The organism is Desulfolutivibrio sp., from assembly GCF_036584575.1.
GTDB lineage: Bacteria > Desulfobacterota > Desulfovibrionia > Desulfovibrionales > Desulfovibrionaceae > Desulfolutivibrio.
Genome location: NZ_JAZHDB010000115.1, coordinates 47,793 through 60,999, shown reverse-complemented (window position 1 = coordinate 60,999; position 13,207 = coordinate 47,793). Strand labels below are relative to the sequence as shown.

16 protein-coding genes are annotated in these 13,207 nt (G+C 63.9%); 14 read left to right on the top strand and 2 right to left on the bottom strand.

Features of this window, described 5'->3' with window-relative positions:
• Positions 1 to 443: sulfite exporter TauE/SafE family protein (locus V3572_RS09190; protein ID WP_332110697.1), on the bottom strand; the 443-nt coding region annotated here is incomplete at its 3' end.
• Positions 444 to 600: 157 nt separating this feature from the next.
• On the opposite strand from V3572_RS09190, the gene V3572_RS09185 reads away from it, so the two are divergent.
• The 7 genes from V3572_RS09185 to uppS all read left to right on the top strand — a co-directional run bounded on the left by V3572_RS09185 (position 601) and on the right by uppS (position 6,868).
• The gene (locus V3572_RS09185; protein WP_332110695.1) at positions 601 to 1,518 is read left to right on the top strand and encodes a LysR family transcriptional regulator; all 918 of its coding nucleotides are present in this window, start codon (positions 601 to 603) and stop codon (positions 1,516 to 1,518) included.
• 302 nt (positions 1,519 to 1,820) lie between these two features.
• Positions 1,821 to 2,972 carry a nucleotidyltransferase family protein gene (locus V3572_RS09180; RefSeq protein ID WP_332110694.1) on the top strand — a complete coding sequence of 384 codons (1,152 nt, stop codon included), beginning with the start codon at positions 1,821 to 1,823 and terminating at the stop codon, positions 2,970 to 2,972.
• Between the two features lie 311 nt (positions 2,973 to 3,283).
• On the top strand, positions 3,284 to 4,075 hold the full coding sequence (gene rpsB / locus V3572_RS09175) for a 30S ribosomal protein S2 (RefSeq protein ID WP_332110693.1): 792 nt from the start codon (positions 3,284 to 3,286) through the stop codon (positions 4,073 to 4,075).
• Position 4,076: 1 nt separating this feature from the next.
• The gene (gene tsf, locus V3572_RS09170; protein ID WP_332110692.1) at positions 4,077 to 4,682 is read left to right on the top strand and encodes a translation elongation factor Ts; all 606 of its coding nucleotides are present in this window, start codon (positions 4,077 to 4,079) and stop codon (positions 4,680 to 4,682) included.
• A 188-nt stretch (positions 4,683 to 4,870) separates the two neighbouring features.
• A complete protein-coding gene (pyrH, locus tag V3572_RS09165; RefSeq protein WP_332110691.1) occupies positions 4,871 to 5,593 on the top strand; it encodes a UMP kinase in 723 nt (240 codons plus the stop codon).
• A gap of 1 nt (position 5,594) precedes the next feature.
• Positions 5,595 to 6,149, top strand: a complete 555-nt coding sequence (gene frr, locus V3572_RS09160) for a ribosome recycling factor (RefSeq protein WP_332110690.1) — start codon at positions 5,595 to 5,597, stop codon at positions 6,147 to 6,149.
• Complete coding sequence (gene uppS, locus V3572_RS09155; protein ID WP_332110689.1) at positions 6,146 to 6,868, top strand: polyprenyl diphosphate synthase; 723 nt, start codon at positions 6,146 to 6,148, stop codon at positions 6,866 to 6,868. Before frr ends, uppS begins: the two co-directional genes overlap by 4 nt.
• 160 nt (positions 6,869 to 7,028) lie before the next feature.
• Here uppS and V3572_RS09150 read toward each other — a convergent pair whose 3' ends face one another.
• Positions 7,029 to 7,319, bottom strand: coding sequence for a metal-sensitive transcriptional regulator (locus V3572_RS09150; protein WP_332110687.1), 291 nt, complete (start codon positions 7,317 to 7,319; stop codon positions 7,029 to 7,031).
• Between the two features lie 95 nt (positions 7,320 to 7,414).
• Between V3572_RS09150 and V3572_RS09145 the strand changes: the two genes are divergently transcribed.
• The 7 genes from V3572_RS09145 (at position 7,415) to V3572_RS09115 (ending at position 13,153) form a co-directional block, all read left to right on the top strand.
• Positions 7,415 to 8,002, top strand: a complete 588-nt coding sequence (locus V3572_RS09145; protein ID WP_332110686.1) for a hypothetical protein — start codon at positions 7,415 to 7,417, stop codon at positions 8,000 to 8,002.
• Between the two features lie 314 nt (positions 8,003 to 8,316).
• Positions 8,317 to 8,919 (top strand): hypothetical protein, encoded by a 603-nt coding sequence (locus V3572_RS09140; RefSeq protein ID WP_332110685.1) that lies wholly within the window; start codon positions 8,317 to 8,319, stop codon positions 8,917 to 8,919.
• Positions 8,920 to 8,933: 14 nt separating this feature from the next.
• On the top strand, positions 8,934 to 9,467 hold the full coding sequence (locus tag V3572_RS09135; RefSeq protein ID WP_332110684.1) for a DUF2975 domain-containing protein: 534 nt from the start codon (positions 8,934 to 8,936) through the stop codon (positions 9,465 to 9,467).
• Positions 9,468 to 9,550: 83 nt separating this feature from the next.
• Positions 9,551 to 9,772 (top strand): helix-turn-helix domain-containing protein, encoded by a 222-nt coding sequence (locus V3572_RS09130; protein WP_332110683.1) that lies wholly within the window; start codon positions 9,551 to 9,553, stop codon positions 9,770 to 9,772.
• 42 nt (positions 9,773 to 9,814) lie between these two features.
• Entirely contained in the window at positions 9,815 to 10,828 is a 1,014-nt protein-coding gene (locus tag V3572_RS09125) for an ABC transporter substrate-binding protein (RefSeq protein WP_332110682.1), read from the top strand.
• Positions 10,809 to 12,746 (top strand): SpoIIE family protein phosphatase, encoded by a 1,938-nt coding sequence (locus tag V3572_RS09120; protein ID WP_332110681.1) that lies wholly within the window; start codon positions 10,809 to 10,811, stop codon positions 12,744 to 12,746. The genes V3572_RS09125 and V3572_RS09120 overlap by 20 nt, the downstream gene beginning before the upstream one ends.
• A complete protein-coding gene (locus V3572_RS09115) occupies positions 12,743 to 13,153 on the top strand; it encodes a YraN family protein (RefSeq protein WP_332110679.1) in 411 nt (136 codons plus the stop codon). Before V3572_RS09120 ends, V3572_RS09115 begins: the two co-directional genes overlap by 4 nt.
• The last annotated feature ends 54 nt before the right edge of the window (positions 13,154 to 13,207 follow it).

Here is a 13,207-nt window from a genome sequence, read left to right as displayed (position 1 = left end):
GATGGAGGTGGCCAGGTCGACAATGGACTTGTCGAAGTCGCTTGCCCGCTGGCTGGCAGGGCCGCGCCGACGATGGAGGGCGTCTCCCGCCCGGCCGTGACGACGCCCCGCCCCCCGCACCAGACCAGATAGGCCCCGAGAAACCCCTTGAGCAGGGCCTCGGGCGCATCCCACAGCATCCACGCCCCAAGGGCCATGCCCGGCACAGAGGCGAAAAGCAGCACCAACAGCTCGCGCCAGGCCACCCGGCCGCGAAGCCGGGCCATGAGGCAGACGTTGATGCCAAGGGCCATCAGACAGCCAAGCGGCGTGGCCGTCCGGGCCTCCAGGACCGCCCCGAGCACGGGCAGGGCCACCAGCGTGGAGCCGAATCCGGCCAATCCCTGGGTGAATCCGGCCAATCCGGCGGCCGCCGCCACACATCCCGCCAGCAAAACGTCCACGGCACCTCCCCATACGGCGTCCGGCGCGTCATCCGTCGGCTGCTGTTTTAAATTTCATTATATCGAATCGATGATTTCCCTTGAAAAGCAGGCTATCCAAGGTTACATGCCGTCACAAACGGATTGATTCGCACCGTTAATTCAAAAAAATCGAACCATGCCTGAAACCCTTCTCCTGCGCACCTTTCTGGCCGTGGCCGCTGAACTGTCCTTTCGCCAGGCGGCCCAGGCCCTCCACGTGGCGCCGTCCACCGTAACCAGCCGCATCCAGGCCCTGGAAGAGGAACTGGGAGTGAAGCTCTTCGCCCGCTGCGGCCGCCGCGTGGTCCTGACCCCGGAGGGGCGGCGGCTTTTCTGGCATGCCGCCCGACTGACGGAGCTTGCGGCCCGGACCCGCCAGGTGGTGTGCGGCGAGGAGGAAGGCCCCGAGGTGCGCCTGCGGGTGTCCGAAACCCTCGGCGCGTATTGCCTGCCAACGGTGCTGCGCCAATTCAAGGCCGCGTTTCCTGCGGCCAGGGTCCATCTGGCAACCACGTCCCGCCAGGGCACGTTGCACGACCTGCGCCGGGGGACCGTGGACGCGGCGCTGCTGCTCGGAGAACCGTTTTCCGCCCCGGGACTTGCGGTGGAGAGCCTTTGGCGGGAGCCCCTGGTGGTCTTCACGGCCCCGGACGGCCCCCTGGCGCACAGGGAATGCGTGGGGCCCGACGACCTGGAGGGCGTCCCCCTGGTGCTGACGCGCCATGTCTGGAGCGCCCGGGGGGCGATGGAGCGGGCTTTGGCCGGAGAGGGCGCGGGCATGGCGGGGCATGTGGAATGCGCCAGCGCCGAAATCGTCAAACGCTGCGTCCTGGCCGGACTTGGGGTGTCGGTCGCCCCGCGTTTTTTTGTGGCCGGGGAGGCGGGCCGGGGGCGGCTGAGAATCCTAGCCTGGAGCGGCGAACCCCTGGCGGCCACGGTATTGCTGGCCCGGGACCGGACCAGGACGCCGCCTCCGGCGGCGGCCTCGCTTTTACGCTTGCTACGGGATTTTTTTGCCGATTCCAGGCATCGCCCGGACACGCAGGAGGAATGATCGTTTTACGGCACGCGGACAGCCATATCAGGGGCGAAGCCGGAAACGACGGCGACCCGTCCGCCAGACTGGACAGGGGGACGCCTGACTGCTTATATTATCTGAAACAAAATTGTGGGCCAGGATCCGGCCATCCTCACCACGCCCCCCTGGCGACGCAACCGAACAACCGGTTCCATCTTCTCCCAGCCACTTGTATCCGAGCATCGGAGCCACCTCTCTCCTCTTCCTCCCTGACGAGGTGGAATGTTAAGAGAAGAAGGGATAGCTTGCTCCCGTTACGTACGTGGAGCAACTGGCAGGTGTACAAACAGTTTTGCTTCGAACCCATGACAGGGGAAACGACCTTCATGTCTAAAAAAATAACCGTACGTTCAGGCCAGTCGGTAACGGACGCCCTGCGAGTGCTGGACAATACCGCTGCAAAACTTGTCGTGGTGCTGCGTGACGATGACACCATCGCCGGGGTCATCAGCGACGGAGATATCCGTCGCGCCTATTTGCGGTGGCACACCCTGGATCTCTTGGTGGACCAGGTCATGAATCCCACTCCCCGGGTCTTTCCGGAGGACATGCCGCCGCAAGAAATCTTGGCCGCCATGCGCCTGCACGATATCCAACAGGTTCCCCTCGTCGATGAAGCCGGAGTCTATCGCTCCGTCGTCCTTTTACAGGATCTGATCGGATGGAGCACGAAGTCCGCGCCAAAAACCTCGGACGCCATCTACGACAACCCGGTCGTTTTGATGGCCGGAGGGCTCGGCGAACGCCTGCGGCCGCTGACGCAGAGCTGCCCCAAGCCCTTGCTGTGCGTCGGCGGCCATACGATCCTGGAAACCATCATCGCCCATTTCCGCTATTTCAATTTCCACCGCTTTGTCATTTCAGTCAATTACCTTGGGCATATGATACGGGAACGCTTTGGCGACGGCTCCCGTCTGGGCGTGGACATCACCTATATCGAGGAGACAAAGCGCCTGGGCACCGCGGGCTCTTTGTCGCTTATGCATGAACATCTGACGCAGCCTTTTTTCGTCATGAACGCCGATCTGCTGTGCAACTTCAACCCGCAAAGCATGCTGGAATTCCACTCCGACACGGCAAGCCAAATTTGCGTCGGCGCCTTCAACCATCGCTACCAGGTGCCCTATGGGGTCATCGAGTACGAAGACGACCGCATCGTGCAACTGGTGGAGAAACCCAAGCGCAGTTCTTTCATCAGCGCCGGGATATACTTGCTTTCCCCCTCTGTCCTGGCTCGGGTGCCTTCCGACGACTATCTGGACATGCCTACCTTGATCAACGGCTTCATCGCCCGTGAAGAATTTCCGTCCATCTTCCCGATCATCGAAAACTGGCTGGATATCGGACGCCCCGACGACCTGAGCCGGGCCGAGGCCCATTACACGTCGTGCTTCCCCCATCTGCTGGACGAGGAATTCCTCACAAAATAGGCGGGGCCGCATCCTACCCCGCAAAAAGCCGCACGGCCGGGGCATGCGTCCCGGCATGGCCCCCGGCCGTATTCCGGACCACCCGTACGGTACGGCGGTGATGCGCAGGCATGCCGGACGCCCTCCCGACTGGCGGGACAGGGCGCTTTGGCCTCCGACATCCCTCTTGCCATCAGCCCAAATATCGACTAAGCATCCCTGTTCCCCATCTCACACATCCCGGAGCGGCCCCGGGTGCCCCGGGCGCGAATGCGCCGGAGGTTGACGGGCTTGGACCGGGATGGAGGAAAAAAACCAAGGAGATCGACACCATGGCCTATGTCAGCATGAAGCAGCTCCTGGAGACCGGCGTCCACTTCGGTCACCAGACCCGGCGTTGGAACCCCAAGATGCGCCCCTACATCTTCGGCGCCAGAAACGGCATCCATATCATCGACCTGCAGCAGACCGTCAAAATGTACCAGAAGGCCCACGATTTCATCGTGGACATCATCTCTCAGGGCGGCAAGATCATCTTTGTGGGCACCAAGCGCCAGGCCCAGGAGTCGGTCAAAAAAGAGGCCGAGCGCGCCGGACAGTATTTCGTCACCAACCGTTGGATGGGCGGCATGCTCACCAACTTCCAGACCATCAAAAAGAGCATCGAGCGCCTAAAGACCCTGGAACGCATGTTCGAGGACGGTTCCATCAGCCGCTTTCCCAAAAAGGAAATCGTGATGATGAACCGTGAGGTCACCAAGCTCAACCTGACCCTTGGCGGCATCAAGGACATGGACGGCCTGCCCCAGGCCGCCTTCGTCATCGATCCCAAGCGCGAGGAGATCGCCGTGCAGGAATGCCGCAAGCTCGGCATCCCGGTCATCGGCGTGGTGGACACCAACTGCGACCCGGACCTGATCGACTACATCATTCCGGGCAACGACGACGCCATCCGGGCCATCAAGCTTTTTGCCGCTTCCATCGCCGAGGCCTGCATGGAAGGCGACGCCATGCACAAGGAGCGCGGCCTGGCCGAGAAGGCCGCCAAGGCCGCTCCCAAGGCCGCTGAAAAGCCCGAGGAAGAGGCCCCGGCCACGACAGCAACCAGTGAGGAGGACGCGTAACATGGCTGAGATATCCGCCCAGGCGGTCAAGACCCTGCGCGACAAGACCGGCGCGGGCATGATGGATTGCAAAAAGGCCCTGCAGGAATGCGGCGGCGTCGAGGACAAGGCCATTTCCTGGCTGCGCGAGAAGGGCCTGTCCAAGGCCCAGAAGCGCGCCGGACGGGCCACCACCGAAGGCGTCGTGGGTTCCTACATCCACTCCACCGGAAAGATCGGCGTCATGGTCGAGATCAAGTGCGAGACCGACTTCGTTGCCCGCTCCGACCGTTTCCAGGAATTCGCCAAGAACGTGGCCATGCAGATCGCCGCCGCCAACCCCGTGTGTCTGGGCCCGGACGAAGTCCCGGCCGACCTGTTGGCCAAGGAGCGCGAGATTTACAAGAACCAGGCCATGGCCGAAGGCAAGCCCGAGCAGATCGCGGAAAAGATCGTCGATGGCCGGGTGAAGAAGTACTACAAGGAAGTCTGCCTGCTGGAGCAGCCGTTCATCAAGGACGACAAGGTCTCCATCCAGGATCTTTTGAACGAGCTGGTGGGCGTGCTGGGCGAAAACGTCCAGATCGGCCGCTTTTGCCGTTTTGCCCTGGGCGAAGACGCCCAGTAGCCGCAGAGGTGACGCAAAAAAACGGGCCGCAAGGCCCGTTTTTTTTGGCGGGGGCGCGGCGCTCCCGCGCGCGAACGCCGTCCCCCGCGCTTGGCTGTTGCCGGAACGTCCGTCGGGGTTTACATTCCCTGGCGGACCCGGGAAGTGCGGGCCACGGATCAACCCACCCTTTCCCCTTGGAGGACTTCATGGCGAAATTGCGATTTTCCCGGGTTTTGCTTAAAATCAGCGGCGAGGCCTTGGCCGGATCGCGCCCGTTCGGCCTGGACACCGCCACCATCGAGGCGTTTTGCCGGGACATCGCCCAGGCGGCGGCCGCCGGGGCCCAGGTTTCCCTGGTCATCGGCGGGGGCAACATCTTTCGCGGCATGTCCGAACAGGCCGCAGGCATGGACCGGGCCTCGGCCGATTACATGGGCATGCTGGCCACGGTCTTAAACGCCCTGGCCGTGCAGGACGCCCTGGAAAAGCTGGGGCTGACCACCCGGGTCATGTCCGCCATCGCCATGCGGGAGGTCTGTGAGCCGTACATCCGCCGCCGGGCCATGCATCACCTGGACAAGGGCCGGGTGGTCATCTGCGCCGCCGGAACCGGGAACCCCTATTTCACCACGGATACCGCCGCCGCCCTGCGGGCCATGGAACTGCACGCCCAGGCCATCCTCAAGGGCACCAAGGTGGACGGCGTCTATGACAAAGACCCGGTCAAGCATGCGGATGCGGTCAAGTTCGAACGGCTTTCGTACATGGACGTCATAAAAAAACAGCTCCGGGTCATGGACACCACGGCCATCTCCCTGGCCATGGATAACGGCCTGCCTATCGTGGTCTTCAACATGTTCACGGCGGGCAACCTCACCCGGGTGCTCTCCGGGGAACAGGTGGGCACCCTCGTCGAAGGAGACAAATGATATGCGCGAAGCCCTCAAGGAAGCTGAAGACAAGATGAAAAAGGCCCTGGTCAGCCTGGACAAGGAGTTCGCCCGCCTGCGCACCGGGCGGGCCACGACCTCCCTGCTCGACGGCGTGCGCGTGGACTACTACGGCACGCTCACGCCCATCGACCAGATCGCCTCCGTGTCCACCCCCGATTCCCGGACCATCACCATCCAGCCCTGGGACCGCAAGGCGTTTTCCGTCGTAGAGAAGGCCATCCTCAAATCCGACCTGGGACTTACCCCGGTCAACGACGGCAAGATCATCCGCATCGGCATCCCTCCCCTGACCGAGGAGCGGCGCAAGGATCTGGCCAAGGTGGCCAAGAAGTACACCGAGGAGGCCAAGGTGGCCGTGCGCAACGTGCGCCGCGACGCCAACGAGGTTCTCAAAAAGCTCAAAAGCGACAAAAAGATTTCCGAGGACGAGCAGCACAAGGGCCAGGAGGAGATCCAAAAGCTCACCGACGCCTACGTGGCCAAGACCGACGCCGCCCTGGCGAAAAAAGAAAAAGAGATCATGGAGATTTGACCCTGAGAGGCGACGACCTGCCCCGCCACGTGGCCATCATCATGGACGGCAACGGCCGGTGGGCGCAAAAACGCGGGCTGCCTCGCAGCGAAGGCCACAAGGCCGGGACCGACGCGGCCAAGGCCGTGGTCACCCGGTGCCGGGAGCGTGGCGTCGGGCATCTCACCCTGTATACCTTCTCCAAGGAAAACTGGGGACGGCCCAAGGAGGAGATCAGCTTCCTTTTCGACCTCCTGACCCGGTTCGTGACCCGCGAGGTCGGCGCCCTGCTTGAACGCGACATCCGGCTTTCGGTGTTCGGGGAGTTGTCCGGCCTGCCCCTGGCCCCGCGCCAGGCCCTGTCCCATGTCATCAAAAAAACCGCCGCCTGCCAGACCATGCGCCTCAACCTGGCCCTCAATTATTCCGGTCGCGAGGAGATCCTGCGCGCCTGTCGGACGCTTGCGGCCAAGGGCCTGCCCCCGGAGGAGATCACGGCGGAGCGGTTCGCCGCCGAACTGTACACCGCCGGGCAGCCCGATCCGGACCTCGTCGTCCGCACCAGCGGCGAATTGCGCCTGAGCAACTACCTTTTGTGGCAGTCGGCCTACAGCGAGTTCAGCTTTCCGGATGTCCTGTGGCCGGACTTCACGGCCTTGGAATTGGACAAGGCCATCGAGGACTACCGGTCGCGACGCCGACGCTTCGGCCTGACCGAAGAACAACTCACGGACGAGTGACGCCCGTGACCCACAAAAGGACGATCCGGCGCGACGGGCCACGCCAGCGAGCGGGCCGCCGGTTGCGATCCTCACCGGCGTGCCGCCCAATCCCAGGGCACGATGCGAGCGGCTTCGGCGTTCTTAAAAAATACGGCCGGACGTGTTCCGGGTCGCCATGCTAGCGGTCGATGAAGTGGGTCATGACCCGGATGAACTTTTCCAGGGATTCACGGCTGTCGCCCTCCACATCATCCAAGGCCTCGCCGTGGCAGCGCACCAGATACCTTTTGAGGATCAGCCCGCTGGCCGCCGTGAGCGCCGAGCGCACGGCCCGCACCTGCACCAGGATGTCCTCGCACTCCTTGCCGTCCTCGATCATCTTCTGGATGCCCCGGATCTGTCCCTCGATCCGCTTCATGCGGGCCAGGACGTTTTTTCGCAGGGCATCCTGCTCTTCCTTGTTGTGCATCGCGTTTCCACCTCATGCCTGAAGGGGGTAAGGGTACTTGTCCAACCCAGGTATCTACCCCCGACGCCACCCTATCCGCAACAGGAGATGTGCCGATGATTCCTCTCGAGCCGATATCCCTTGAAACCAAACTTTTTTTCCTAAGCGCCGTGGAATTCGGCAGCCGCCTCTTTCGCGGGCCGGTGGCCCCAGGCGGTCAGGCCATGGACGACTGGCTGGAGCTGGTCACCCTGGCCCCGGCCGAACTGGTGAACATGCTTCCCGACGACCGCCCCGTCCTCCCCGGCATGGAACCGGACTTCGCCCTGCCCGCGCTCCTGGCCCGGTTGACGGAGATGGACGACGCCACCCAGGCGGGCCAACTGCCCGAGGCCTTCACCCGCCTGTTCGGCCCGGCCACGAGCGCGGCACCTTGCGCGGCGGACGAGGCGGACGGGGCCATGTCGGCCATGGCCCATCAACTCGCCCTGGATCTCGAATACCTGATCGCGCTTCTGGCCAAGGGATTTCTCAGCGGTGCGCCGGACATGGCCTCTCAGGCAGGGAAGCAGTGCCGCGAGGGGCTGGCCCCCCGACTTGCCGATCTGACGGGGCATCTCGCCGCAGCGGATCCCACCGGCGTGTTCGCGGCGGCCGCCGCCGTCATGCTGCATGTTGTCCGCGACCTGGGGCAAAAGCTCTAGCCCGCCGTCCCCGAAACGCCCGCCTGACGACCGATCCGGACAGGCCGACCAGGCGTTATTTGGAGAAACGCGCCGTGAGAACGGCGCACCATGCCCACATCCCGGCCCGTGTCCGCCCCAACCGGCGGGGCGGGCCTTTTTCTGTCTGCTTTCAGGGTAGGCGTCGGACAACCGCTTAACGATATAAAATTATTGTTGCACGATAATTTTTTATTGTTTACATCCTCCTTGCCGTCGGTTTCCAGCCCGCGCGATCCGGACGCGACGGACCGGACACCCCCGTCGGCCACAAGCGCCAACACCTTGGAGGAGACATGAAAACCCTTCTGCTGCTTTTTCTGGCGGGTCTTTTGACCCTGTATTCGTCGGGCTGCGCCACCGTGAAAAAAGGCTCCGACGTGACCGGCCTGGCCCGGACCACATCCCTGTCCGGGCGCGATCTGGGACGCCTGATCATCCTGGCCCGGGTGGCCAATGGAGAAGACACCCCCAACGCAGCGGAAAAGGAGATCACGGCCTTGGCCGCCGCCACCGCCGTCCTGACCTCCCTGGCCACGGCCGTGCCGGTTTCCCGGGATGGCCTGCTGACCGCCCTCGGCGAGCGGTCCTGGCCCGACGCCGGAGATATGGAGCTTACGGCCGCCGCACGGGCCTGCGGCGCGGATACCGTGGCCGTGTTGACCGTCACGGAATATGTGGGGAAACTGCAGATCGGCCTGCCGACCCTGTGGGGGACCGAGACGGCCTTTCGCTACCAGTTGCGGGTGCTCGACGCCGCAACCGGTACCCTTTTGCTCGACGCCAACCGCTTCCGGCTGCGCGGCGGCCCCTTTTTGTGCCGGGGACTTGACGATTTGAACGCCGACTTTCAAAACGACCTGATCGAACTCGTGCGCGGCGACGTCGCCGCCTCGTGACGCTGGGGGACAGCATGGACAACCTTGTTCGCATCCGCAGCGCAAGCCGGGCCTTCAACGCCCTGTGTCTGGCGCTCATGGGCCTTGTGCCCCTTTGCCTTGCGGCCTACTGGTTCTTTCTCAACGAGCTGCCCCACTCCACGTACGCCCCGTTGCCTGTGGCCCCGTCTACGGAACTCGGACACGGCCTGCGCCTGCTGGGCTTTTTCGTCACCATGATCCCCTGCGGCGTTTTGCTCTACGCCCTGTCGCGGCTGCGGCGGCTTTTCGCCCTGTACCGGAAGGGGATCATCTTCGACGCACAAAACGTGGCCTGCTACCGCGACCTGGGCAAGTCCCTCCTGTGGTGGGCCGGGGCGGCATTCGTCCAGACGCCCCTTCTGTCCATGATCATCACCCTGCCCAACCCGCCGGGCACGCGGCTGTTCATGCTCGGCATCGGCTCCGGGGAACTCGACTGCCTGTTTCTGGGCGGACTGGTTCTGCTCATCTCCTGGGTCATGGACGAAGGCCGCAGGCTCGACGAGGAACAGGCCCTCACCGTCTGAAGCGGCGCGCCCATCACCCGCAACGCATCCGCGTTCCCCGGCGCAAACCGACATCCCCGGGGAACGCGGCACGAGCCCACGCCATGTCCATCATCGTCAATCTGGATGTCATGCTGGCCCGCCGCAAAATCTCCTCCAAGGAGCTGGCCGAGGCCGTGGGCATCACCGCCCAGAACCTGTCCATCCTCAAAACGGGCAAGGCCAAGGCCATCCGCTTTTCCACGCTTTCGGCCATCTGCCGGACCCTCGACTGCACCCCGGGGGATATCCTGGAGTTCCAGAAAGACGACGCCGGGCCAGATTGACCGCAACCTGGGCTGTGCTTTCCTTTGTTCCGGGAAAGGCATATGAATCCACCTATGCCGGTCGTCTTGCCCCTCCGCGCGGCCCAGCTTGCAGGCCTTTTTCTCGCCCTTTTCGGGCTTTTGGCCGCCCCCTGTCCCCTGGTTGCGGCCCAGGAGCTCAAAAAGGCCGTGCTCATCCCCCAATGGGAGCCCCAGGCCCAGTTCGCGGGCTACTATGTCGCCCTGGCCAAGGGCTTCTACCGGCAACGCGGCGTGGACATGACCATCCTGCGCGGCGGCCCCAAAAGCCCGCCGTCCAGGCTCCTGGCCGACGGCCGGGCCACCTTCGGCACCTTTTTTCTGGCCACGGCCCTGAGGCTGCGCGCCGAGGGCCTGCCCCTGGTCAACATCTGCCAGATCGTGCGCCGCTCCTCGCTTCTGCTCATCGCCAAAAAAGACAGCGGCATCCGCGACCCCAAAGACCTGGACGGCCGCAAGGTCAGCATGTGGGGGCCGGAGTTTCGGCTCCAGCAGGAGACGTTTTTCCGGGACTGCGGGGTGCGCGTCATCCCCAAGCCCCAGGGATTCACCGTGGATCTGTTTTTGCGCGGCGGCGTGGAGGTGGTCTCGGGCATGCTGTACAACGAATACCACACCATCCTGAACACCGGCCTCGACCCGGACGAGCTCACGGTCTTCCCCATGGACGAGCACGGCCTGAATTTTCCCGAGGACGGCGTCTACTGCCTGGAAAAAACCTGGCATGAAGACCCGGCCCTGTGCCGGGCCGTGGCCGCAGCCTCCCTGGAAGGCTGGAAATGGGCCTTCGAAAACCCGGACAAGGCCCTGGACATCGTCATGAGCCACGTCAACGCCGCCAACCTGCCCACCAACCGCATGCACCAGAAATGGATGCTGGCCCGCATGCAGGACATCATCATGCCTCCGGGCGTGACCGCCGCGCCGGGCTCCCTGTCGCGGGTCGAATTCGACGCCGTGACCCAGGCCATGCACCGGGCCAGGCTCATCACCGACATCCCCTCCTACGAGGCGTTTTATGCCGACCCCGCACAGTAGCGCCAGACGCTTCGGACTCGGGTTCAAGCTGGCCCTTTTCATCCTCACCAGCACCACGCTTATCTTCGCGGCGGCCTTCACCTACAATTATTACAGTTCCCGCCAGCTCATCCTCAAAAACGTGGCCGAGAGCGCCAAGAACCTGGCCCACGACTCCGTGCAGCGCATGGAGACGGTCTTTGCCGGGGTGGCCCGCATCCCCACCTTCTTGGCCTTCAACCTGGACGAATCCTTTCCGCCCATCGGTGACCTCAGGGAATTTCTGCGCGATTTCCTGCACGCCATGCCCGAGGTCTATGGCGCCACCGTGGCCTTTGAGCCCTATGCCTTCGAACCCCGCACCCGGTACTTCGCCCCCTACGCTTTCAAGGACAAAAACGACCTGTCCTTCACCATGCTCGGCGGCGAGGGCTACGATTATTTTCTCCAAGACTGGTACCTGATCCCCAAGGAACTGGGAAAACCCATGTGGAGCGAGCCCTACTTCGACGAGGGCGGCGGCGACATCCTCATGACCACGCTGAGCGTCCCCTTCTTCCGCGACGGCGGCAAGACCTTCTCGGGCGTGGTCACGGCGGACATCTCCCTGGACTGGCTCAAATCCCTGGTGGCCAAAATCTCGGTCTACAATTCGGGCTATGCCTTCCTTTTGAGCAAAAACGGCGTGTTCGTGGCCCACCCGGAAAACCGCTATCTCATGCGCGAAAGCATCTTCAGCCTGGCCGAGGACATGGGCAGCGTGGAACTGCGCGACATCGGCAAGGCCATGGTCCGGGGCGCGGAGGGCTATGCCCGGCTGCCCGAGGCCTTTTTCGGCAAACCGGCCTGGGTCTATTACGCCCCGGCGCCCGCCACCGGCTGGTCCATGGGCATCATCGTGCCGGAAAACGAGCTTCTGGCCGACCTGCACACCTTAAGCCGGGAGATCCTGACCCTGGGGGCCGTCGGCTTCGCCCTGCTTTTCGCGGTCATCGCCGTCATCTCCATCCGCATCACCCGGCCCTTGCGCACCCTGGCCGAAAAAAGCTCCGAGATCGCCAAGGGCAACCTGGACGTGGACCTGCCCACGGTCAAAGGCAGCGACGAGGTCGGGGAGCTGTCGCGCTCCTTCCACAACATGCGCAACGCCCTCAAGGACTACATCGCCAACCTGACCGAGACCACCAAGGCCAAGGAGCGCATGGAGTCGGAATTAAAGATCGCCAAGAACATCCAGATGAGCTTTCTGCCCAAGCGCTTCCCGCCCTTCCCGGACATCAGCCGCTTCGACCTGCATGCGGCCCTGGAACCGGCCCGGGAGGTGGGCGGCGACCTCTACGACTTCTTTTTGCTCGACGAGACCCACCTCTTTTTCTCCGTGGGCGACGTGTCGGGCAAAGGCGTTCCGGCGGCGCTGTTCATGGCCGTGACCAAGACCCTCGTCAAGGGCAACGCCGAGCCGGACATGGACCCGGCGGCCATCCTGTCCAAGGTCAACACGGAACTGTGCGTGGACAACGAGCAATTGCTCTTCGTGACCATGTTCTGCGGCATCCTCGACTTCACCACCGGGGAGCTGGTCTTCTCCAACGCCGGGCACAACCCGCCGGTGCTCCTGCGCGCGGACGGGACCACGCAGTTCCTCGACGTGCCGCGCGGCCTGTTTCTGGGCATCATGGCCGATACGGCCTACCGCACCGGCCGCATCGTCCTGGGCCCGGGGGACGCCCTGGTGGTCTACACCGACGGCGTCACCGAGGCCATGAACGAGGCCGAGGAGCTGTATTCCAGCCCGCGGTTGCTTGAACTTTTGCGGGCGGCCACGGACAAAAGCGCCGTCGCCCTGACCGACACGGTCATGGAGTCGGTCATCACCTATGAAGGCGACGCGCCCCAGGCCGACGACATCACCGTCCTGGCCCTGACCTACACGGGATGACCACGGACGCCGCCCACCTGGCCACGGGCCGACGCGGCGAAGACCTGGCCGCCGACCATCTGGCCGCCGCCGGATATCGCATCCTGGCCCGCAACTGGCGCTGCCGGGCGGGCGAGGTGGATTTCATCTGCGCCTTTGGCGACACGCTGGTCTTCGTGGAGGTCAAGACCCGGGCCGTCTCCCCCCAGGCCGACCCGGCCGGGGCGGTCACCGCCTCCAAACGCTCCCGCATCATCAAGGCCGCCAGCGCCTACCTCACGGCCAAGGACCTGTGGGACACGCCCTGCCGCTTCGATGTGGTGGCCATCATCGAGTCCCCGCACGGGACGGACATCCGGCGCTTCGAAAACGCCTTCGACGCCTCCGAGGTCTCGGGGACGTCGGGGCGGCTCTATCAGCCGTTTTGATGCTGGAAATGGACGGCGACGCCTGTCCTGGCGGCGCAAAGCCCCGGTTTCGAA

Excerpts from the sequence above, each read along its gene's own strand:
- V3572_RS09185 (WP_332110695.1), top strand. The coding sequence starts at position 601 with ATGCCTGAAACCCTTCTCCTGCGCACCTTTCTGGCCGTGGCCGCTGAA.
- rpsB (WP_332110693.1), top strand. The coding sequence starts at position 3,284 with ATGGCCTATGTCAGCATGAAGCAGCTCCTGGAGACCGGCGTCCACTTC.
- tsf (WP_332110692.1), top strand. The coding sequence starts at position 4,077 with ATGGCTGAGATATCCGCCCAGGCGGTCAAGACCCTGCGCGACAAGACC.
- pyrH (WP_332110691.1), top strand. The coding sequence starts at position 4,871 with ATGGCGAAATTGCGATTTTCCCGGGTTTTGCTTAAAATCAGCGGCGAG.
- frr (WP_332110690.1), top strand. The coding sequence starts at position 5,595 with ATGCGCGAAGCCCTCAAGGAAGCTGAAGACAAGATGAAAAAGGCCCTG.
- V3572_RS09150 (WP_332110687.1), bottom strand. The coding sequence starts at position 7,319 with ATGCACAACAAGGAAGAGCAGGATGCCCTGCGAAAAAACGTCCTGGCC.
- V3572_RS09145 (WP_332110686.1), top strand. The coding sequence starts at position 7,415 with ATGATTCCTCTCGAGCCGATATCCCTTGAAACCAAACTTTTTTTCCTA.
- V3572_RS09140 (WP_332110685.1), top strand. The coding sequence starts at position 8,317 with ATGAAAACCCTTCTGCTGCTTTTTCTGGCGGGTCTTTTGACCCTGTAT.
- V3572_RS09135 (WP_332110684.1), top strand. The coding sequence starts at position 8,934 with ATGGACAACCTTGTTCGCATCCGCAGCGCAAGCCGGGCCTTCAACGCC.
- V3572_RS09130 (WP_332110683.1), top strand. The coding sequence starts at position 9,551 with ATGTCCATCATCGTCAATCTGGATGTCATGCTGGCCCGCCGCAAAATC.
- V3572_RS09125 (WP_332110682.1), top strand. The coding sequence starts at position 9,815 with ATGAATCCACCTATGCCGGTCGTCTTGCCCCTCCGCGCGGCCCAGCTT.
- V3572_RS09120 (WP_332110681.1), top strand. The coding sequence starts at position 10,809 with ATGCCGACCCCGCACAGTAGCGCCAGACGCTTCGGACTCGGGTTCAAG.
- V3572_RS09115 (WP_332110679.1), top strand. The coding sequence starts at position 12,743 with ATGACCACGGACGCCGCCCACCTGGCCACGGGCCGACGCGGCGAAGAC.